The organism is Massilia sp. TWR1-2-2, assembly GCF_049897565.1.
Classification (GTDB): domain Bacteria; phylum Pseudomonadota; class Gammaproteobacteria; order Burkholderiales; family Burkholderiaceae_D; genus JAFCUW01.
In genome coordinates this window covers 1-20,172 of the sequence record NZ_JAFCWM010000041.1, presented here as the reverse complement: position 1 = coordinate 20,172, position 20,172 = coordinate 1, and the positions used below count along the sequence as shown (strand labels likewise).

The 20,172-nt window shown below is 62.5% G+C and carries 26 protein-coding genes and 1 pseudogene; 10 read left to right on the top strand and 17 right to left on the bottom strand.

Going from position 1 to position 20,172, the window contains the following annotated elements:
* Positions 1–17: 17 nt before the first annotated feature.
* Positions 18–572: a cytochrome b gene (locus tag ACP7DD_RS24045; protein ID WP_426177596.1), complete on the bottom strand. Its 555-nt coding sequence runs from the start codon at positions 570–572 to the stop codon at positions 18–20.
* Positions 573–643: 71 nt separating this feature from the next.
* The gene (locus ACP7DD_RS24040) at positions 644–1,420 is read right to left on the bottom strand and encodes a hypothetical protein (protein WP_426177595.1); all 777 of its coding nucleotides are present in this window, start codon (positions 1,418–1,420) and stop codon (positions 644–646) included.
* A 182-nt stretch (positions 1,421–1,602) separates the two neighbouring features.
* Between ACP7DD_RS24040 and ACP7DD_RS24035 the strand changes: the two genes are divergently transcribed.
* Both ACP7DD_RS24035 and ACP7DD_RS24030 read left to right on the top strand, forming a co-directional pair.
* Positions 1,603–2,025, top strand: coding sequence for a hypothetical protein (locus tag ACP7DD_RS24035; protein WP_426177594.1), 423 nt, complete (start codon positions 1,603–1,605; stop codon positions 2,023–2,025).
* A complete protein-coding gene (locus ACP7DD_RS24030; protein ID WP_426177592.1) occupies positions 2,015–2,263 on the top strand; it encodes a hypothetical protein in 249 nt (82 codons plus the stop codon). The genes ACP7DD_RS24035 and ACP7DD_RS24030 overlap by 11 nt, the downstream gene beginning before the upstream one ends.
* A 49-nt stretch (positions 2,264–2,312) precedes the next feature.
* On the opposite strand, the gene ACP7DD_RS24025 is transcribed toward ACP7DD_RS24030, so the two are convergent.
* The 3 genes from ACP7DD_RS24025 to ACP7DD_RS24015 all read right to left on the bottom strand — a co-directional run bounded on the left by ACP7DD_RS24025 (position 2,313) and on the right by ACP7DD_RS24015 (position 4,901).
* A complete protein-coding gene (locus ACP7DD_RS24025) occupies positions 2,313–3,131 on the bottom strand; it encodes a c-type cytochrome (RefSeq protein WP_426177590.1) in 819 nt (272 codons plus the stop codon).
* 85 nt (positions 3,132–3,216) lie between these two features.
* Positions 3,217–4,038, bottom strand: a complete 822-nt coding sequence (gene dsbG, locus ACP7DD_RS24020) for a thiol:disulfide interchange protein DsbG (RefSeq protein ID WP_426177589.1) — start codon at positions 4,036–4,038, stop codon at positions 3,217–3,219.
* A 23-nt stretch (positions 4,039–4,061) separates the two neighbouring features.
* Positions 4,062–4,901 (bottom strand): prolipoprotein diacylglyceryl transferase family protein, encoded by an 840-nt coding sequence (locus ACP7DD_RS24015; protein WP_426177588.1) that lies wholly within the window; start codon positions 4,899–4,901, stop codon positions 4,062–4,064.
* A gap of 206 nt (positions 4,902–5,107) precedes the next feature.
* Between ACP7DD_RS24015 and ACP7DD_RS24010 the strand changes: the two genes are divergently transcribed.
* The gene (locus ACP7DD_RS24010) at positions 5,108–5,773 is read left to right on the top strand and encodes a response regulator (protein ID WP_426177586.1); all 666 of its coding nucleotides are present in this window, start codon (positions 5,108–5,110) and stop codon (positions 5,771–5,773) included.
* A complete protein-coding gene (locus tag ACP7DD_RS24005) occupies positions 5,770–7,083 on the top strand; it encodes an ATP-binding protein (RefSeq protein ID WP_426177584.1) in 1,314 nt (437 codons plus the stop codon). Before ACP7DD_RS24010 ends, ACP7DD_RS24005 begins: the two co-directional genes overlap by 4 nt.
* Positions 7,084–7,100: 17 nt before the next feature.
* On the opposite strand, the gene ACP7DD_RS24000 is transcribed toward ACP7DD_RS24005, so the two are convergent.
* Positions 7,101–7,493, bottom strand: coding sequence for a DUF302 domain-containing protein (locus ACP7DD_RS24000; RefSeq protein ID WP_426177582.1), 393 nt, complete (start codon positions 7,491–7,493; stop codon positions 7,101–7,103).
* A 123-nt stretch (positions 7,494–7,616) separates the two neighbouring features.
* On the opposite strand from ACP7DD_RS24000, the gene ACP7DD_RS23995 reads away from it, so the two are divergent.
* The 6 genes from ACP7DD_RS23995 to ACP7DD_RS23970 are packed head-to-tail and all read left to right on the top strand — an operon-like array spanning position 7,617 to position 10,995.
* Positions 7,617–7,949: a metalloregulator ArsR/SmtB family transcription factor gene (locus ACP7DD_RS23995; protein WP_426177580.1), complete on the top strand. Its 333-nt coding sequence runs from the start codon at positions 7,617–7,619 to the stop codon at positions 7,947–7,949.
* Complete coding sequence (locus ACP7DD_RS23990; RefSeq protein ID WP_426177578.1) at positions 7,946–8,377, top strand: YeeE/YedE family protein; 432 nt, start codon at positions 7,946–7,948, stop codon at positions 8,375–8,377. Before ACP7DD_RS23995 ends, ACP7DD_RS23990 begins: the two co-directional genes overlap by 4 nt.
* A gap of 10 nt (positions 8,378–8,387) precedes the next feature.
* Positions 8,388–8,822 carry a YeeE/YedE family protein gene (locus ACP7DD_RS23985; RefSeq protein WP_426177576.1) on the top strand — a complete coding sequence of 145 codons (435 nt, stop codon included), beginning with the start codon at positions 8,388–8,390 and terminating at the stop codon, positions 8,820–8,822.
* Positions 8,823–8,833: 11 nt separating this feature from the next.
* Positions 8,834–9,634, top strand: coding sequence for a sulfite exporter TauE/SafE family protein (locus ACP7DD_RS23980; RefSeq protein ID WP_426177574.1), 801 nt, complete (start codon positions 8,834–8,836; stop codon positions 9,632–9,634).
* A 34-nt stretch (positions 9,635–9,668) separates the two neighbouring features.
* Positions 9,669–10,370, top strand: coding sequence for an MBL fold metallo-hydrolase (locus ACP7DD_RS23975; protein ID WP_426177572.1), 702 nt, complete (start codon positions 9,669–9,671; stop codon positions 10,368–10,370).
* Complete coding sequence (locus ACP7DD_RS23970) at positions 10,360–10,995, top strand: SAM-dependent methyltransferase (RefSeq protein WP_426177570.1); 636 nt, start codon at positions 10,360–10,362, stop codon at positions 10,993–10,995. The genes ACP7DD_RS23975 and ACP7DD_RS23970 overlap by 11 nt, the downstream gene beginning before the upstream one ends.
* A 6-nt stretch (positions 10,996–11,001) precedes the next feature.
* Here the strand turns inward: ACP7DD_RS23970 and ACP7DD_RS23965 are convergent, their stop codons facing one another.
* The 11 genes and pseudogenes from ACP7DD_RS23965 to soxC form a co-directional block, all read right to left on the bottom strand.
* Entirely contained in the window at positions 11,002–11,430 is a 429-nt protein-coding gene (locus ACP7DD_RS23965) for a DsrE family protein (protein WP_426177568.1), read from the bottom strand.
* A gap of 31 nt (positions 11,431–11,461) precedes the next feature.
* On the bottom strand, positions 11,462–12,424 hold the full coding sequence (locus tag ACP7DD_RS23960) for an MBL fold metallo-hydrolase (RefSeq protein WP_426177566.1): 963 nt from the start codon (positions 12,422–12,424) through the stop codon (positions 11,462–11,464).
* 65 nt (positions 12,425–12,489) lie between these two features.
* Positions 12,490–13,041 (bottom strand): thioredoxin, encoded by a 552-nt coding sequence (locus ACP7DD_RS23955; RefSeq protein WP_426177564.1) that lies wholly within the window; start codon positions 13,039–13,041, stop codon positions 12,490–12,492.
* A 13-nt stretch (positions 13,042–13,054) separates the two neighbouring features.
* Positions 13,055–13,693, bottom strand: a complete 639-nt coding sequence (locus tag ACP7DD_RS23950; RefSeq protein WP_426177562.1) for a rhodanese-like domain-containing protein — start codon at positions 13,691–13,693, stop codon at positions 13,055–13,057.
* Positions 13,690–15,406 (bottom strand): annotated as a pseudogene (soxB, locus tag ACP7DD_RS23945) (thiosulfohydrolase SoxB). The gene ACP7DD_RS23950 and the pseudogene soxB overlap by 4 nt, the downstream one beginning before the upstream one ends.
* A 78-nt stretch (positions 15,407–15,484) precedes the next feature.
* A complete protein-coding gene (soxX, locus tag ACP7DD_RS23940; protein ID WP_426177612.1) occupies positions 15,485–16,099 on the bottom strand; it encodes a sulfur oxidation c-type cytochrome SoxX in 615 nt (204 codons plus the stop codon).
* An 18-nt stretch (positions 16,100–16,117) separates the two neighbouring features.
* Entirely contained in the window at positions 16,118–16,924 is an 807-nt protein-coding gene (gene soxA, locus ACP7DD_RS23935; protein WP_426177560.1) for a sulfur oxidation c-type cytochrome SoxA, read from the bottom strand.
* A gap of 69 nt (positions 16,925–16,993) precedes the next feature.
* Positions 16,994–17,305, bottom strand: a complete 312-nt coding sequence (gene soxZ, locus ACP7DD_RS23930) for a thiosulfate oxidation carrier complex protein SoxZ (protein ID WP_426177558.1) — start codon at positions 17,303–17,305, stop codon at positions 16,994–16,996.
* Between the two features lie 45 nt (positions 17,306–17,350).
* A complete protein-coding gene (locus tag ACP7DD_RS23925; RefSeq protein WP_426177556.1) occupies positions 17,351–17,773 on the bottom strand; it encodes a pseudoazurin in 423 nt (140 codons plus the stop codon).
* A gap of 26 nt (positions 17,774–17,799) precedes the next feature.
* Positions 17,800–18,867, bottom strand: coding sequence for a c-type cytochrome (locus ACP7DD_RS23920; RefSeq protein ID WP_426177555.1), 1,068 nt, complete (start codon positions 18,865–18,867; stop codon positions 17,800–17,802).
* Positions 18,851–20,083, bottom strand: a complete 1,233-nt coding sequence (gene soxC, locus ACP7DD_RS23915; RefSeq protein WP_426177553.1) for a sulfite dehydrogenase — start codon at positions 20,081–20,083, stop codon at positions 18,851–18,853. The genes ACP7DD_RS23920 and soxC overlap by 17 nt, the downstream gene beginning before the upstream one ends.
* Positions 20,084–20,172 lie beyond the last annotated feature (89 nt).

The window sequence follows — 20,172 nt, the reverse complement described above, 5'->3', positions numbered from 1 at the left end:
GCGTTGCGGCGAGGTGATTACCGCGCATGCCGTTTCGGCAGCATCCGGCGCAGCGTGTCATCGCGTACCAGATAGTGATGATATAAGGCTGCCGCCGCATGTAGGCCTACCAGAATATAGCCAATCGTCGCGCCAGTTTCGTGGACTTCCTTGACCGTCTCCGCCAAATCCTTGTTTTCAGTCAGCAGTGCGGGGAGCTGTAATCCAAAGAATGGAATCGGCGTCCCTTTGGCGCTGAGAAGAAGCCAACCCAACACTGGCATGCCGAGCATGAACACATACAGCACCACTTTCATCAGCTTTGCCCCCTGTGCTTGCCATTTCGGCGGGGCCGGCGAAATGGCCGGCACCGGCCCGGCGAAGTGAATGGCCAGGCGTCCCGTCGCCAATGCGAGCACGCACAGTCCGAGCACGTAGTGCCATGTTTTCATCGCTTCGCGAGTGGCACTGCCTTTTGGATAGAATTCGCGCAATTCCATACTGGCGTAGACCGCTACAAGCAGGGCGAGCATCACCCAGTGCAGACTGACAGATAGCCAGCCATAGCGCGAAGAGTCGTTTCGCAATTGCATACATTCTCCGATCATCCGACCATACGATCAGACCAGTGTATTGATGCGATCTTAAAAAACGTTGATGTGCGTCAAAAATATTTGCGCGCGCCGCTCGCCGCGGCAATTGCTGCCTTGCGATAGCGTTCAACGCTGCCGTCCCTGAGCATCGTTGCAAGCGCAAGCGATAACGGGCGCACCAACTCGCGCTTCGAACGGTGAATATAACAGTGCATCTCGACCGTCTCGACCACCGACAGGGGCCGAATCCCGGCACCGGCGAATTCCGGCTGCAGAAGCGCACGTTCAACCACGCTATCTATGTCGACGTACAGGTCAGTACGGCGCTGCGCGAGTTTGCGCAGCGCCAAGGTCGCATTATTTGCGACGGAGACCTGCACGGCCGGGGAAAGCGCGCCGAGCATTTCCCGGCACCTAACCACCCCGTTGCGGTATTCAATCCGCGGGTTACCGAACTCCGCCAAGCCACGCCACCCTTCGCCAACGCGCTGCGAGGGATACCCGTACGCGCAAAAACTCATCGAGAAGTGAGACGGGTCGATGCGGATCATGTCAGGATGCAGCGTCCCATAATTACTGACCCGGTTGATCTCGCCGTCTACCATGGCGGCATCGGACATCGCCGTTGCCCGCCGCGCCGGATACGATTGGAGCGTCATGGCATGTCCAATCCGCGCGCACGCATCGGCATAAATCATCTTTACCCATGCTCCGTGTATTGAAGCCTCGACGTCTTCCGCGGTCACCAGCACCAGCTTCGGCAGGCGCGCGAGCACCGGCGGGGCTAACCCCAGAAGAAAGACGGCGGCAAGCGATTGGATCCGGGATCGCGATATCTGTTCGCTCAAAGTTCACCTCATGATGTGCTTGTGCTCTGTTGATGGCTCCGACCGCCCCGCGCGTCGCATCGTTTCGGCCCCGCGTTAATGACTCGTTATCGGGCTGGGGTTAGCATACCATTGCAGCATCCATCGCTCTGCGGAATCTCGCCGGCGCCATCGCACTGGTCGATATTGAATGCAGAGGGCACGTGAATCAGCTATACATTGCAAGCATCGCGCTGCTCGCACCGGTTGCCTCAACATGGTGGTTCTGGCGCTACAGGCGCATCAATGTGATGCCGGTGTTGAGCAAAGTAATCACTGCGGCCGTCGTTGCCGGCCGCCTCATTTTCGTGCTGACCCACCTCGATGCCTATGCCGACTCGCCATTGCGCATGCTGGATCTGGGCGATGGCGGTTTCGCCGACGTCGTCGCAATATTCGCCGCGTTCGCAACGGCGGCGCACGGCACCGGACGTTCGGCCGAATTGCGCAAACCGCTGGTCATTGTGCTCGCCAGCGGCGCCTGCGCCTGGGTGGGAGCGACAATCCTGATTCCTTCTATTTCGACGTTGCCGATGCAGTCTCCGGCGATCACCGTACGGCGAGGAACGCCTGGTCATGTTCGATAAACCTTTCGAACTGTGTCGCGGCATTTTGCATCCCGGAAATCGCTACCCGAGCGCGACGGCGAAAAATGCAAAAACAACCGCCATGCAGGTCGCCATTTTGTTACGTAATTTCATCGTATCGTTCCGCTCAAGTAAAAAAAGGGCGCTGATCAATATCTCGGCGCCCTTTCATTATCAATCAAAATCAAAAATATCCCAAAGCAACTTTTCTTTTCCTGTGGCAATAGCAGATGGATGACTCACCTTCGCAACATTGCGTTGCCCCACACCTGCGTGCGGCTGCCACGTCAACCGCGCGCATCCTTCGGCTTGTCGCCTTTCGGCCAATCCTTTGCCTTGAATTTGTAGACCGGGCGCGGCAGGTGGGTGAAATATTCGGCGACGTCGAGCGCGTCCTGATCACTCAGGGTACCGCCCTGGCCAAGCGGCATGTTATGTTTGACGAAGGCGGCGGCGGTATAGGTGCGGGCCATGCCCGCACCGTCATTGAAGGAGTCCTTGCCCGCTACCGGCGGGAACAGATAACCACCCGAAGGGTTTTTGGTGCCGGCACCAGTGGCGCCATGACAACTGGCGCACTTGGCGGCGTAGACTTCCTGCCCGTGCCCAGGGTTGGCTTTCAACTTTTGGTCGAACGGACCAAATCCGCGCCCCTTCACGCTCGTCCCAGTCGGCACGCCCGTCGACAGCCACTGCATGTACGCGAGGATATTGTTCATTTCCGCCGAATCGTAAGCGAGCGGCTTGCCATTCATCGAGCGCTGGAAGCAATCGTTGACCCGCTCCGTCAGCGAAATGACTTTTCCGCTGCGCGAGCGATACTCGGGAAACACGCCCCAAATGCCCACCCAGGGCGAGGCGTTGGCGGTGGTTCCTCCAGCGAGGTGGCAACTGGTGCAATTCAACCCATTGCCAACGTTCTTCGGAAGCCGCAGGTGGGTTTCAGTGAGCAATTTCTTACCTTCCTGGATCGCCAATCCCTTTGGTCCCGACGGGATGGTCGAGTCGGACGGCGTCGTGAATGGCGGCGCTGGCGGTTGGGCGGCCACGCTGCCTGCAAGCGCCAGCGCGAGGCCGGCCGTTATCAACTCAAATTTGATCGTCATGTGCGGCTCCAGTAGTTCATTGTCAGGGCGCGGATGAGGTCATTGTCCCCGCGCTGGTCGTCGAGGCGATATCCGCGCCAGAATGCTAGCGAAATTTATCCAGCGCGCCGTCTTCGTTCTTTTGTTCGGGCAGTCCGGTAATGGCCGGAAACTCCGACAGGCGCGGCATGCCGCTGCGAATCTGGACCTTGCCCTGTTTGTCTTTCCAAATCAACCCGGGCGTACCGGCGATGCCGAAACGCTGCATCAACTCACCGTTGCGACGGATCGCCGCCGCCGTACCCGGTTGCGCGGCCTCGCTCGACTGTGCCGAAGCGGTCCACGCCTTGCCGTGGTTCGCTTCCATGGCGCGAAACGCCGCCAGCTTGTCGGCCGCAACCATCACTTCAATCGCCTTCGGCATGCTGGTCGGCCCGAGGGTGGCGACGGGAATCCAGCGCACCTGGAGGCCGGCCTTTTCGTATGGCTGAAATGCTAGCCATGCGGAGTGACAATATGGACAATTGGCGTCGACGAACACGTAGACGGTCGCTTTCGCGCTCGAGACGGCTCCTTCTGTGACGTAGGTCGATTTCTCCAGTTGTGAGAACAATACGCCGAGATCGGGCTTCGGCACGTATTTTTCTTCATACAGCGCGCTGATGCTTTCGCCGCGCTCGCCAATCAGCGCGCCGGCCAGCAAGGTTTTCTTGTCGGCGGTGGTGTACACGGTTGAATATTGGCCATCTTGGGCCAACACCCACCCTGTCAGTCCGGAGACGGCAGGGAACTGCCGAACCACCTTGACGCCCGAATCGACGGCCTGGCGAATCGCTTTCGGATAGGTGTCGGCCGAGAACGCCATTGTGGAAGCGATCAGCGCGGCGCCGCCAGTAACCAGGGCGGCGGCGATGGAGCGCGGGTTCATATTCCTAAAGTGCATCGGGAGTGTCATTGAGTTTCCATGTGGTTGTCGGAGGCTTTTACTTTGACAATGCGGGCGAGCCGCTGGGCCAGGCTGGCGGCCGACAGTTCGCCCAGGCGGCGCTCGACCAGCCGGCCCCTGGCGTCAAAGAACAAGGTTGCCGGCAATGCTTGCGAACGGATTGCCAACGACAGCGCGCTATGTTGGTCGAGCAGAACATTATCGAGCTCGATGTGCGATGCCTCCAAATAACGTCGCACTGCGGCGGACGATTCCATTTGATTGACAAAGACGAAGTTGACTTCCGCATGGCGCAACTGTGCGTCGCGCAACAGCGGCATTTCTCGCCGGCACGGCGGACACCAGCTGGCCCACAGATTGACGACCAGCGGCTTGCCGCCGAATGTCTGCAATTGCGTCGGTTCGCCGCGCAGAGTGGTCAGTTCGACGGCGGGAATGCCGACCTCAAGCTTCGGCTGCAGCGCGGCGATCAGCGCCACTCCCGTCCACAATGCCAGGCCGGCTGCCGTTGCCGCCGCCAGCGCAGGGCGTTGCGCCGGTCGCCGCCAGCCCAGCCAGGTTGCCACCGCGACGCCGGCCGTCACGCCGACCCATCCGATCCAGCCGCCATCGCGCAGGTCGAGAATGCTCGATGGATGGACTAGATACGCATCGCTGTAGCGCAGCACGTAGGCCGCGCGCGCCGCCAGCAGTGCGCAAGCGATCGACATCCACAACAGCGCATCGGCGTGCGCACCGCGTGCGCGCGCCACCCGATTACCCACTGTCGTGGCAAGCAGAATCGACGCCAGCATTGCCAGTACGTCAACGGAAAACGACATCGGGCCGATCGCCACCGTACCCATCAGCTTGGCATTCCTCGGTTCATACGACCCTTGCAGCTGACGCTGACAGCGCCGCGCAATGCGCGTTTGATTGTTCTGTTGCGAATGTCTTCATCGCCATAGCTTACCTGCGGCCGATTACGGCAGCATTAAGGAAATGGCGGCAGTCGGCGTCGATGCGACCCAGCGCGAGGGCTGCTATGATGGAATTTTCTGCGCGTTAATCCATGCATGTATTGCTAATCGAAGATGATGAGTTGGTAGCGAGCGGAATCCTCGCGGCCCTGCGGCTGTCGTCGATCACGGCCGATCATGCCGACACGGCGAGCGCGGCAAGTGCGGCGCTCGCAACGACTGCGTTCGACGTCGCCATCCTCGACCTTGGTCTGCCAGATGAAGACGGCATGGCATTGCTGCGGCGCTGGCGCGGTGCCGGCAAAGACCTGCCGATCCTGATCCTGACTGCGCGCGATAACGTGCTGGATCGCGTGGCGGGGCTTCGTGCCGGTGCCGACGACTACCTGCTCAAGCCGTTTGAACTGGCCGAACTGGTAGCGCGACTGCATGCCCTGCACCGCCGCGCCGGCGGGCGCAGCGTCAATCTGATCGCCCACGGCGCGTTGTGCTTCGACCCGGCCACGTGCGTCGTCACCTTGAGCGGCGACGTGGTCGAATTATCGCGCCGGGAACTGGCGTTGCTGCAAGCGCTGCTCCACGCGGGCAAGCGGATCCTGAGCGCCGACCAAATCAACGACAAGCTCTACGGACTGGCCGACAACGTCGAGAGCAATGCGATCAACGTGCACATCCACCATTTGCGCCGCAAGCTCGGCCCGCGGATCGTCGAAACCGTGCGCGGGCTGGGCTATCGACTCGGCGCAGCCGGACCATGAGCCTGCGGCTGCGGCTAATGCTGGTCATCGGCCTGCCGTTCCTCGTGCTGTGGGTAGCGGCATCGACCTGGATGCTGGTCGATCTGCGCGCCGAATTCATGTCCGCGCTGGATGAGCGGCTGGCGGCGTCAGCGCACATGGTGGCAGGCTTGCTGGCCCAATCACCGGCGAAGCAACCGGCGATGTCGCCGGCGCGCACGGTGACATCGATTGGCGCGATGAACGGGGTGGCGTGCAAAATTCGCATGCTGCGGGGCGGCGTCGTGGCGCGCACCGCCAACAGTCCCGAGCAGCTCGGCATCGCCGCCCCCGGTTACCGGACCAGAACGATCGGCGGCGAACGCTGGCGCAGCTTCACGCTGGACGAAAATGGCGTGCGGGTGACGACCGCCGATCGCGTCGAACGCCGCCAACAATTGCTGCGCGGCGTTGCGGCTGGGGCGGCGATTCCCGTAATAATCGCCACTGTTGGCAGCCTGCTGGCGCTTTGGATCGGGGTGCGCAATGGCCTTGCCCCGCTCGAATCGATTCGGGCCGCGCTCGCTGCGCGCGAACCGGATGCACTACACCCCGTCCCGAGCACCCGTGTGCCGGCCGAACTGTCCCCGCTGGTGGCGGCCATCAATGCGCTGCTGGCGCGCGTCGGCGGGGCGCTGGAACGCGAGCGCCGTTTTACCGGCGATGCGGCGCATGAGCTGCGCACTCCGCTCACGGCCGTCAAGACACACATTCAGGTGGCCCGCCTGTCACCCCACTCCGATGGCAAAGAGCTGGCGTTGCAGCATGCGGAGCAAGGAGTTCGCCGGCTGCAGCACACCATCGAACAATTGCTGATGCTCGCTCGCCTTGACGGACCGTTCCTGTTCGATAGCAATGATGTCGCCGGCGCCGCCACTGTGGCACACGCAGCGCTGGCGCAGATCGCGCCTGATTTGACGCGCCAGGTCGCTGTCGCCGCCGAAGGTCCGGACAGCGTGCTGGCGATGCCGGCCGCCCTCGCAGTGACGGCACTTCGCAATCTGCTCGACAACGCAATTCGCTATTCCCCGGTTGATAGCGAGGTACTCTTGCGATTCGAAACGAGTGACGGCTCGATCGTGTTTTACGTCGAAGATCGTGGTTGCGCAATGAGCGAGCAAGAAAGCGAGCGCGCCATCGAACGATTCTGGCGCAATGGACGCGGACAAGGCAGCGGCCTTGGCTTGTCGATCGTCGAGACAATCGTCAAGCGTTTCGACGGCGACCTCCGGCTCAGCGCCCGGCCGGGCGGTGGCCTTGTGGCGCGCCTGCGCTTGCCGGCGGCTGCCTAAAGCCGGCCGGCGCCACCCTACACGGCAGCCATTACCCGTTGCAACCGCTGGCGCACCTCGCCGGCGAGCGCGGCGATGTCGGGCTTGCCGACCAGCTTGAGTACTGCATCGGTGTCCATGAATTCCACGCTGACGTTGCCATCGGCGACTTCGCGCACCAGTACATTACACGGCAGCAGCAGGCCGATCGAAGGCTCGGCCTGGATCGCCCGCTGTGCCAGCGCAGGGTTGCATGCGCCCAGTATCCGGTACGCCGGCATGTCTGCATTCAGCTTCTTTTTCAGGGTGGCGGCGACGTCAATGTCGCTCAAGATGCCGAATCCTTCCGTCTGCAAGGCCGCTGTGACACGTTGAATCGCCTCGTCGAACGCGCAGGACACCGTCTTGCCAAATCCGTAGTTGCTTGTCATTTTCTCTCTCCAGTTGATGATGGTTCCGTGACCGCAGCGCGGCCTACGCCTATATTATATTGATTTATATTTTATTGTGCCATATAATATTTGCGTGCAAGCCGAAACAAGGAATGATCGACCATGAACCAACCCGTCCAGTTTGACCCGGCCGCGATGCGCGCGGCGGCATCGCAGGCATGCGGCCTGCTGAAAGTGCTCGCCAACCCGGCCCGGCTGCTGCTGCTGTGCCAGCTTTCGCAAGGCCCACTTTGCGTGAGCGAGCTCGAAACTATCCTGGGGATTCAGCAACCCACCCTTTCCCAGCAGCTCGGCGTGCTACGCGACGAAGCGCTGGTGACGACGCGGCGCGAAGGAAAGCAGATCTTCTACAGCATCGCCAGCAACGAGGCAATGGCGGTGATGGAGACACTGTACCGACTATATTGTGAGAAACCGAAGGGAGCGACATCATGATGATCGATTGGGCAAATTTCACGCCGTGGGCCTCGCTGGCCGGCGGTGCATTAATCGGACTGGCCGCGGCGCTGTTCGTGCTGTTCAACGGCCGCATCGCCGGCATCAGCGGCATCCTTGGCGGCTTGCTGCAATGGCCGAAGGGCGACATCGCGTGGCGCATCGCATTCCTGCTCGGCCTGGTCGCCGCCCCTGCTGCCTATGGCCTGTTCGCCCCCCTGCCCGCAGTGCAGGTCGATGCAGGCACCGCCACGCTGGTTGTCGCCGGCCTGCTGGTCGGCGTTGGCACGCGCTATGGAGCCGGCTGCACCAGCGGCCACGGCGTGTGCGGGCTGTCGCGACTGTCGCCGCGCTCGCTGGTGGCCACGGCAGCCTTCATGGCGGCCGGCTTCGTCACCGTTTTCATCGTTCGTCACCTCATCGGATAAGGAGCACCTCATGCACATCATCATGGCACTCGTGGTCGGCCTGGTCTTCGGCATCGGCCTGATCATCTCCGGCATGACCGATCCGTCCAAGGTCATCGGATTCCTTGACCTCGCGGGCCGCTGGGATCCCTCGCTCGGTTTCGTCATGGGCGGCGCCATCCTGGTCGGGCTGGTCGCGTTCCGTTTTGCCGCCGGGCGCGACAAGTCGCTGCTTGGCGACGTCATGCGCCTGCCCACCGCAACCCATATCGACCGCCGGCTGGTACTGGGCGGCCTGGCCTTCGGCACTGGCTGGGGACTGGCCGGCTACTGCCCCGGCCCGGCGCTGGCATCGCTCGCCAGCGGCGGCAATAAGCCGCTCATTTTTGGCGCGGCAATGGTGGCCGGCATGGTGATCTTCGAATTGCTGGAACGCCTGCCGGCGCGCCGCAAGCAAGCAGCCTGAGGGACAACGCCATGTTGATCGTGCTCGCATTGGGACTGGTCGTCGGCGTCATCCTCGCGCTTACCGGCGCCGGCGGTGGCATCCTCGCGGTGCCGCTTCTGGTATTCGGCATCCAGATGGGCGTCGCCCAGGCCGGCCCGATCGGCCTGTTAGCAGTTGGCATGGCCGCTGCGCTGGGCGCAGTGCTGGGGCTGCGCGAGGGCATCGTGCGCTACCGCGCCGCCATGCTGATCGCCGCGGCCGGCATGCTGCTTTCGCCGCTCGGCTTGTGGCTGGCGCACCGGCTCGACAACCGCTGGCTCAGCATCCTGTTCGCCATGATCCTGCTGCTGGTGGCCTTCCGCACCTTCCGCCAGGCAACGCGCCCCCCGGTTGCCGTCGCGGCCAATGTCCATTCCCTGCATCCGTGCAAGCGCGATCGCGCAACCGGCCGCTTCATCTGGACCAGCAGTTGCGCGCGGGCGCTGGCGCTGTCGGGCACCGTCGCCGGCCTGCTTTCGGGCCTGCTCGGTGTCGGCGGCGGCTTCGTCATGGTGCCCGCGCTGCAGCGCTACACCGATCTGGCGATGCGATCAGTCGTGGCCACCTCGCTGGCGGTGATCGCCTTGGTGTCGGTGACCGGTGTCGTCACCAGCGCCGCCACTGGCGGCATGGTGTGGAGCGTCGCGATTCCGTTTTCCGCTGGTGCTCTTGCCGGCATGCTGGGCGGCCGGATGGTATCGGCGCGCCTGGCCGGCCCCCATCTTCAGATCGGCTTCGCCGTTGTGTCGGCCGCAGTTGCCGTCGGCATGATCGTCAAGTCGGCATTGTAAACTGCCTTTAACCCCGCCTCTTTGGAGACCCGCGATGAACCTCAATCCTATTCAACTATTCGATGTCGAATCGTCGACCTTTACGTATATCCTGGTCGCCGACGACGATAAGTCAGCGGTGATCATTGACCCGGTCGAGCGACATTGGGCGCGCGACCTGGCCCATATTGAGCGGCTCGACCTGAAGCTTGCCTACGTGCTGGAAACGCACGCGCACGCCGACCACGTGACGTCGGCCGGCAGACTGCGCGAGGTCACCGGCGCCCAAGCCGCTGTTCCATCCGGCTGCGGCATTACGCCAGCCGAGGTGCAGCTCAACGATGGCGACGTCATCCGCTTCGGCGCCGGTGAACGGATCGAGGTGCTGCACACGCCGGGCCACACCGGGGGCAGCGTCAGTTACCTCTGGCGCGGCAACGTGTTTACCGGCGACACGCTACTGATCGACGGCTGCGGACGCACCGACTTTCAGAGCGGCAGCTCGACGGCCCTTTACGACAGCGTCGTCGGCAAGCTGTTTACGCTGCCCGATGCAACGCGCATGTGGCCCGGCCATGACTACAAGGGACAATCGGTATCGACGATCGGCTGGGAGAAGGACCACAATGCGCGCCTTGCCAACCGCAGCAAGGAAGAATTTTCCGCCCTGATGGCGTCGCTGAACCTGCCGAAACCGAAGCTGATCGACATCGCCGTTCCCGCCAACCAGAACCTGGGGCTGCCGCATGGCGCATGACAATTACTTCAGCGATCCGATGCAAACCTGGGACGCGCGCTTTGGCGGCCCGGATTTCTTGTTCGGTACGGCGCCGAACGCCTATCTGGCCAGCCACCTCGCGCTGCTCGCTGCCGGCAAATCGGTGTTGGCCGTCGCTGATGGCGAAGGCAGGAACAGCGTCTGGCTGGCGCAGCAAGGCCTGCTGGTCGACGCCTTCGATATTTCCCCGGTCGGAGTTGCGAAGGCTGACGAACTGGCACGCCGCGCTGGCGTCAGCGTGAACCTGCACGTGAATGATTGCGACTCCTGGGATTGGCAACCCGAGGCCTACGATGTCGTTGTTGCCATATTTATCCAGTTTGGCGGACCGGAGATGCGGCGGCGCCTGTTTGCCCGCATGGTCGCTACGCTCAAGCCAGGTGGCTACCTGATCGTGCAGGGTTACACGCCCAAGCAGCTCGACTACAAAACTGACGGCCCGGGCTTGCTGAACCACCTGTACACCGGCGACATGATGCGCGAAGCGTTTGCCGCGCTCGAGATCATCGAACTGTGCGAGTACGACGGCGTGCTTGACGAAGGCACCCAGCATGTCGGCCCCTCCGCCCTGCTCGGCATGGTGGCGCGCAAGCCAGCAGCGTGACAACGGCTAAGGCTTGATGTAGACGTAGCCTTCCTGCGCTTGCAGCCGGCTCACTTCGGCGACGCCGGAAGGCACGATCGTCGCTTCGGGAATCACGCGCTTGCGGTCGATCTTGCGTGCCTCCAGCGTGTTATTGCAGACACGGAACTGGACATTCCGGTTGGCCAGTTCCTGCACCACGGCGTCGTAAGGATTGCCGTTCTTGTCCTTTGCACCGTCGAGCAGGAAGTCGATGCCAGGTCCATGCGTGACGACCACGATCTTCGCCTTGGGACTGGCGTTTAGGTGATTGCGGATATTGTTCAGGCCAGCCATCGGGTTGCTGCCGTCATTCATGTCATACACGACCTTCTCTTCCCTGTCCGCCGCTCCGGCGACGGAGCAGGCAGCGAATGCAAGGACCAGTAAGGCAAAGAGGGTACGAACGATTTTCATGGAAGCTCCGTGTGATTGACGTGGTGGGGTACTACTTTGCCAGCAGGCTCTCGCGCTCCATGAGCAGGTACGTCTGATAGGCATTGATCCGGTTGGTCTGGACGAAGGCCGGATAGGAAGCAAACGTCTTCCATTCGGTTTTTTGATAGGCCTCCTCGAACGGTATCATGTCGGCCACCGCATCGCCCATCGCGCGGCGCAGGAAGAGCAGGTACGATCGGGTCAGCTGCAGGTCCTTGAGCGGCTCGCGCGACATTTCGCCGTGACCGGGGACTACGACTGCCGGCGCAATCTTCAACATCTCGTCGAGGGCACCGAGCCAGACCTTGCTGTCCGCTTCGCCGACGAATGGAATCCTCCCAGTGAAGAACAGGTCGCCGGCAAACAGCATCTTGTCTTCGTCGACCGCGAGCATGATGTCTTCCGGCGAATGCGCGCCCGACATGTCGATCACCCGAAAATGCACGCCGCCGAGCGCGAACTGAATCGTCTTCCCCGCATCGAAATGCAGCCAGCGGTCGGCCGGCACCAGCCGCGTCTTCTCGTTGACCCACGGCTTGAGATCGTTCTTGCGCTGCGCCAGGCGCGATGGTGCGATGTCCGACGCGAGATACTGACGGCCATTTTCATGCGCCCATACTTCAGCCCCGGCCGCCTTGAACGCCTGCAGTCCGTAGAAATGATCGGCATGGTAATGGCTGACGATGACACGCCGGATCGGCTGCGCCGTGACGTTGCGGATGGCGCTCACCATTGCCTCGCCGAGCGCCGGCGTACCGAGCGCGTCGAATACCACCACACCGTCCGGCGTGACGACAAAGCCGCATTCGACATGAAGCCCTGGTTGGCCGGATCGGCCATGCCGGTATGGCCATGGAAATAATACACATGCGGAGTTATCTTCACCGGCGTCAGCACCATCTGCTGCGCGCAGGCCGAGCCGGCGGCTAACGCCAGTAGCGCCGCTGCCAGGCTGAAAAGCCAACCGCGGCACCCCTGCGGCGCGGCTCTCGATCGTTCGGTGTCTTCGTTTTTTACGGCGGCTCTCATTGGAAGAAATCAGGGTTTGGGATCGATCGAGCGCAGCGAAGCGGCGCCCTCCAGTTTGGCGCGCGCTTCGTCGAGGGCCCGGTCTAGGTAGGCGCCGTACATGCCGGCGACGTCGCCGCCAAGCAGCGGCGCTGTCAGCAGCTTGCCGTCGCGGTCGAGCATGACGACGGACGGCGCCACCGCCAGGCCATAGCGCGCCGCCAGCAAGCTGCCGCTGGTTCGTTCGCCGTGAAATCCGGCCAGCGGCGTCGTGGAGGTCAACTCCAGTTCGCGCACGACGAGGCGGTCCGCCTCGCGCGGCGTGCGCGTCAGCGGCGCCAGATAATTGCGGCGCACGACGGCACAATACTGGCACTCCGGCAGCGAAAACAATACGACGAGTGGGCTACCGCGCGTGGCGGCGAGTGCACCGTCGGCATGCAGGTCGACCGGCGCCGCCAGTGCAGGGCTGGCGGCAGCTTCGGCACTGCCGGCGAACACGCCGCAGATCGCCAACGCGGCCAACAGCGGCACCGCATGGCTGGCAGGTCGACGGCGATTCGATGACGAATAGGATCTCATCGCGCTGTTCACGTCAAAGCTTTGGCATGGTCATGCGTTCTTTATCGAGCTTGTAGCTCCACGGCAGATCAGCGTTCTTCCAGCCATTCACCACACGCTGGCCCTGCTTTGGTCCGCTGGTGGCGATATCGCCTTCAAAGCCGTCGACCACGCTGAACACGTTCGAATAGCCCAACTGGGTCAGCAGCGTGGCGGCGCGTGCGCTGCGGTCCCCCGAGCGGCACATGACGATGACCACATCGCCCTTGCCGAGGCCTTTGGCCGCCATCCTCCGCGCCAGATCCGGGCCGAAGTCGCTGTTCACCTCGAGTTTGAAGCGGCCGGCCTTGTCGTCCCACGGCGCATCGTCCGGATGCTCGACGTACGCGATGTTCGCATCGGCGACGGTGGGCATGCCGACATACGAGACCTCGTAGCGCGTGCGCACGTCGACGAAAAACGCCTTTGCGCCCAGCTTCTGTTTGAGGGCATACGCTTCGCGCGCATCGAGGTAGCGGCCGGCCGTAGTCTGCTTGCTGGCCGGTACCGCCGCCGCCTCGACTGCCTGCGCCTGAGTGTGCGCAACGGCCAGCGTAGCGCAGGCAGAGGCGATGAGGATCCAGTTCTTGACGCGCATGTGCTTCCTTGCCGAGTTGGTTGAAATGGTGTTCATGCCAGCATCCCGGCATTGCCCTGCATACCGATCAGGCGCGGCGTATTCAGCGTGCGCGGCGTCACCGTTTTGTGCGCCATGAGCCACTGTGCCACAACGTCCCACACCGGTTCGCCCTGCGCGCCCTCCGCCACCGGCGCCCAGCCGGCCACCTTGTAGGTCTTGCCGGCCTCGATCAGCTTGCCGTTGAGGCGCATGTCGCTGATGCGCGAGCCCATTGCCGCATTCGGCTCGATGGCATAAGTCATGCCGCCGACGCGCACCATGTCGCCGCCCTGCTGGTAATACGGGTCCTTGTTGAACAGGTTGTCGGCGACATCTTCCATCACCGTCTTGATGGTGCTGCCTGTCATGTCCGTGAGCGTGCTGTAAGAATAGGTCGTCGCGGTCTGGTCCATCAGGTGCTCCATCAGGATGGGGCTGTTCGGCAACAGCGACGTGCCCCAGCGGAAGCCCGGCGAGAATGCCATGTCGGCGCCTTTGACGTCCATCAGCGCATCGATGATCAGCTGGTCGAAGGTGCCGTTAAAATTGCCGCGGCGATAGAGTGTGCCTTCGGTCATTGCCAGCTTCTCGCCGAGCTTCGCCTCGTAGGGTGCCCTGACCTTGTTGATCAACGCTGTCATGTCGCGGTCGGCCGGCAGGAAATTCGAGAACACCGGCAGTAATCGATATTGGAACGCCCTGACATTGCCTTCGCGCACATCGAAGTCGAGCACGCCGAGGAACTTGCTGTTGCTGCCGGCGTTCGTCACCAGCGTCTTGCCGCCGCCGTTGCTGACAACCACAGGCACCGGCACGCCATCGTGAGTATGGCCGCCCATGATGGCGTCGATGCCGCGCACGCGCGAGGCCATTTTCAGGTCGACGTCCATGCCGTTGTGCGACAGCACGACGACGACCTTGGCGCCCTTCGCGCGCGCCTCGTCGACCATTTTCTGCATGTTCTCTTCCTGGATGCCAAAGCTCCAGTCCGGCGTCAGATAGCGCGGGTTGGCGATCGGCGTGTAGGGAAAGGCCTGGCCGATGATCGCCACCGGCACGCCGTTCATCTGCTTGATGACATAAGGGGCAAACACCTGGTCGCCGAAATCGTTGGTCTTGACGTTTTGGGCGACAAAATCGACCTTGCCCTTGAAGTCCTTGCCGACGATTTCCTGCACCCGCTTGTCACCCAGGGTCATTTCCCAGTGCGCCGTCATGACGTCGACGCCGAGCAGCAGGCAGGCGTCGACCATGTCCTGGCCTTTGGTCCACAGCGCGGTGCCGGAGCCCTGCCAGGTGTCGCCGCCGTCGAGCAGCAGTGCGCCGGGCCGGCCGGCGCGCATCCGCTTGACTAGCGTTGCAAGGTGGGCAAAGCCACCGACCTTGCCGTACGTTTGCGCGGCCTGTTCGAAATTGAGCGCAGTGAAAGCGTGCGCCTGCGGCGTGTTCGGCTTCAGGCCGAACACGCCGCAGCAATTGATCGCCGACCAAGTGCGGGATGCGACCGGACGCAGCAGCGACGCCCAGGTTCATGCTCGGTTCGCGGAAATACACCGGCTTCAGCTGCGCATGGCAGTCGGTGAAATGCAGGAAGTGGACATTGCCGAAGCGCGGCAAGTCATATAGATTGCCGGCCGTGGCCGTACCCGCTAGCGCCGCCTTCGAGTTGATCAGCATGCCGCCCGCAGCGGCGATGCCCAGCAGTTGCGCAAATTCGCGCCGATTCATTCCCATCGTTCTTCCTTGCGGTGTATGCGGGCGCGGCGTGTTGCCCGCCCTGCGGGAAAATGCGCCGGTGCGCCGCGGTTACTTGTTGACGGGCGAGGCCGGGTCGAGCAGCAGCGCCATCACATCCTTGATTTGCGCCTCCGTCAGCACCCCGTTGTGGCCAAAGCGCGGCATATTGGAACAGGCGGTGTACGCCTGCGCGTTGTAGATCTTGCACCACGTGTATTTGACGATCTCGTCGCTGCCGCCGCGCACCTTGCCGTACTGGTACAGGCTCGGCCCTATGTTGCCGAACGAGATTTCCTGCTTGGTGATCTGGTGGCAGGCGTAGCAATTGCCGCCGTTCGGCGCGCCGAGCGCGTCGGACGACTGCATGCCGCGGCCGTTCTGCGCGACCTTCTCGCCCTCCTGCCACTTGCCGAGGTACTTGCCGTCGGCCGGGAGTTTGACCGTCTTCAACTGGGCCGCCTCGATCCTGGCGTTGACCTCACTGCTGCGCTCTTTCGGGAAGGTACTGCACAGCTGTTGCGCGTCGTCCTGCACCGTGACGCGCTCGAGCGTGGCCGGGCCCTTGGAACGAAAATCCTGTTTGATCAAGTCGAGGGCAACATGGCCGTAATCGGTCTCGCCAACCACGCTGGCGCAGCCTGCAACGGTCAGCGTCGCCACGACGACGGCCACTATTTTTCGCATCGGAGTCATCGCTTATCCTTATCGTTTCAGGGCCGGGCCGGCGTAGACACCGCCATCGGCATTTTTTGCCAGGAACATAGTCATCGCGGTGATCGCCTCGGAGGCGTACACCGGCTCGGGGAAGCGCTGCTGGCGGAAGCAGTCGTTGAGCCGGTGCTGCATCGTGCGGACCTCCCCTTGCGAGACGCGATACGCCGGCCAGGTGGTGTAGGCAGCCTGTGCGTTAGCCTTGTTGAGAATGTTCGGCAGCTCCTGCAGCCGGATGCGCTGGCCGTCGGCCGAGTGGCATGTGGCGCAGGCAAAGTCGTGCGAACCGCCGCGGTAGAAGAACATCTGCTTGCCGGCCTCGTAGGCGCGTTTTTCCAGCGGATGCGCGGTCGACACGGCCATCTTCATGCCGCGCGACTCGGACGTGATGTAGGCCACCAGCGGCTCGATGGTCGATTGTTTGCCGGCCGATCCGAACGGCGTTTTGACGGCCTCTTCGTGGCTCAGGCCCTGCAGCGTCATGCGGCAGTAAACCAGCCGCTGTTCAAGGTCCATCACCTTGCCGGTGTCCTTGAAGAAGCGCGGCAGTTCGACATACGCGCCCTTGACGATGCCGGTGCCCTTGCCGAGGTCGCACTGTTCGAGCGACACTTTGTTCGGCCCGGCCTTGGCCTTCCACAACTCCTCGCCGCGCATCTCCCACAGTTCGGCCGGATTGCCATCGGCCAGCATCTGCCGGTATTTGGCGATTTCGTCCGTTGCGGAAGTCTGCGCCATCGCCGGCGCCAGCGCACATAGCAGTGTTGCGCAAACCACGCCAAAGCGTTTCTTGATCATGTCGTCTCCTTCGTTCGTCGTCATGCGGTCTGTGCCGCATTGGGGTGGTGGAACCGGGGTGTTGCCAAGTCAGCTGACCGTGCCTTCGTCGGTGCGCATGTCGCCGGCGGTATCGACCCAGGTGACGATCACTTTGTCGCCTGCGGCGCCACCCTTGAATTTGAACGACAGGAACGGGTCCTTCGACACCGACGGCCCGAAGTTGGCGTCGAACACGACCTTGTCCTTGTGCTTGGCGACGAGGGTCTTGATGTAGTGCGCGGGAATCACGGCGCCGGCGGCGTCCTTGCGCTGGCCGGTCTCCATATCGTGCCGCATCAGGATCTTCACTTCCACCATGTCGCCAGCGATGCTGGCGCGGATACGCATTGGGTTACCCATCTCATTTTCCTTTTCTGTGTAAAGGGTTGCTGTCGCGGCGCTGGCTTAACCGCCTTTCGAGAGGCGGTCCTTGCTCATGACGAAACCCTTCGACAGGATATCGGCCTGCTTCTGCGCCTCCACCAGGTTGACCGGCTTGCCGACCTGGATCACCCCCGCCATGGCCATGACCTTGTGCGGATCACACACGTAGATGTAGACGCCCTCCTGATTCAGCGTGACGCTCACTTCCTCGTCCGGCTTGCCTTTCCAGGCAGTCGCGCCGGCCGGCACCACCATTGCTGCGCTGTTGTGGGCCGGATCGACCTTGATGAACTTGACAGTATCGCCCTTGGCAACGCGCAGGAAACCCGGCTCGAACACCATTGACCCATCGGCGCCCGTGTTGGCCATCTTGACACGATGCTCAGCTGCAAAGATGCTACCGCAAGCGATCGATATGGTCACTGCAAACAAAACTTTCTTCATTACTTCTCCATTGAAAAACACACTAATCACTTCGCGCCGGCGAGAATCCACTGCACCAGCGCCTTGATGTCATCATCCTTGACATGGCCCTGCGGCGGCATCGGGATCGGCCCCCATGCGCCGCTGCTGCCGTTCTTCACCTTCTCGATCAGTTTGCCTGCGGCGGTCGGGTCGGCGCGGTATCTATCGCCCACCTGCACGAAGCTCGGGCCCATCACTTTCGTTGACACGGCGTGGCAAGCGATACAGACGTTCTGCTGCATCAGCGCCATGCCGGCGCTGGCATTGGCAGGCGCTGCGACCACAGCCGCCGGCGCTGCATTGGCGGCGGCGCCAATCCGGGCGGCCGGCGCCGGTTTGCTTGTATCGACGCCTCGCACGGCGCCGAAAGTGCGGTTCTGCAGCGCCAGGTTGCCGTGCGCGTTGCGCGATGCCTCCGGCAGAGACGAACGAATCGTCGCTTCCACCGGGCAGTTCTTCATGCAGGCGACGCTGGCGACGTCGCCCTTGCCGCGCACGTCCCACATGCCGTGTTTGGTCGACATGCCGTTGCGGTTCGGCATGCGCTGCTGCGCCTGCGCGATGGTTTTATCCGACAACACGAAGTCGTCGGGCAGTATCTCGCCCATATTCAGGATGTAGGCCGTCACCGCGTATACTTCATCGGTGGTCAGCGATTTCGGCGCCGTCCACGGCATCGCCCGGTTGATGTAGTCCCACAGGGTCGACACCGTGGCCACCTTCATCAGCGTCGTCTTCTGCGGCTGCTTGCCGTTGGTCAGCGAGGCGACGCGGCCGGTCTTGATGTCATCGGGCCCGATGCCGCCGACAATCGGCGTGAACACCTCGTTCGACTCGCCGAAAGTGCCGTGGCAGGAGGCGCATTTTCCTTCCCATACCTTCATGCCAGCCGACACGCTGCCAGAGCCCTTCGGCAACCCCTTGAAGTCGGGCCGCACGTCGATATCCCAGGCAGCGACCTCCTTCGTCGTTGCCGGGCGCCCTAAGTTGGTCAGCGGTGCTGCGGCCTGCACGGCCGGCGCCAGCAGCGCGAGGGCCAACACGGTTGCGGTGATGTTAATAAACCTGGACATTGGTTACCTCCCCGGATTGTGCAACCTGCCAGGATTGGATCGCGTTGTTGTGGTAGATCGAGCGCGTACCCCGTACCGCCCTCAGTTCATTGATTTTCGGCTGCACGTAGCCGGTCTCGTCGATGGCGCGCGATTGCAGTACCGCCGGATCGCCGCTCCACTCCCAGTCGATGTTGAAGCGGGTCAGGCATTTCGACAGCACCGGGGTTTCGAGGCGCGCTGTGCGCCAGCTCTTGCCGCCGTCGACCGACACGTCGACGCGCTTGATCTTGCCGCGGCCCGACCACGCCAGTCCGGTGATGTTGTAGAAGCCGGTATCGAGCAGCGATTGTCCGGCCGACGGGCTGGTGATCACCGACTTGCATTCCTGCACCGAGGTGTACTGGCGGAACGTACCTTCTGGCATCGCGTCCATGTAATGGATCGCTTCGTCCTTGGATGCGTAGGGCTGGTCGCCCACTTCGATCCGGCGCAGCCACTTAACCCAGGAGAAGCCCTGCACGCCCGGCACCACCAGGCGCAGCGGATAGCCGTTCTCAGGACGCAGCATTTCACCGTTCATGCCCCAGGCGACCAGCACGTCGTCGAGCGCGCGGTCGATCGGGATCGTGCGCGTCATCGACGAGCCGTCGGCGCCTTCGGCCAGCACCACCTTGGCGTTGCGCTTGTCGAATCCGCAATCTTCCAGCAATACCGACAGCGGCACGCCGGTAAATTCGCTGCAGCTGAGCATGCCGTGCGAATACTGCACGGAAGGTACCGCGACATTGCCCCACTCCATCGCCGTGTTCGCGCCGCATTCGATGAAGTGCATGCGCGACACCGATGGCATACGCATCAGGTCATCCATCGTGTAGATCTTCTGCTGCTTGACCATGCCGTTAATCATCAGGCGGTGTTTACTGGGATCGATGTCGTGCCAGCCCTGGTGATGGCGCTCGAAATGCAGGCCGGACGGAGTGATGATGCCAAACAGTCCCTGCAGCGGCGTGAACGCCACCGACGCCGCCGAAACCCGCGTCAGGCCAGGCGATTCGCGCCGCAGCAGATTGGTCTCGAAGGACGACGGCACGCCGTAGGGATTCGACGCCACCGGTTTGCCGAGCGTGCGCGAATGCTCGGGCAACACCAGGATATTTGGATCGCCGTCGGCGCCGATCGCAGCGGCACTCTGCGCCAGGGCAGAGCCCAATCCACCCAAGTTAGCCGATTTCAACAATTTTTCTGACTCATTGCCTTGTGCGGTTTTTGGTCTTGCTTCCGCGGTTTCGAGAGATTTTCACGATGTCGATAGGTCCTTCCAGC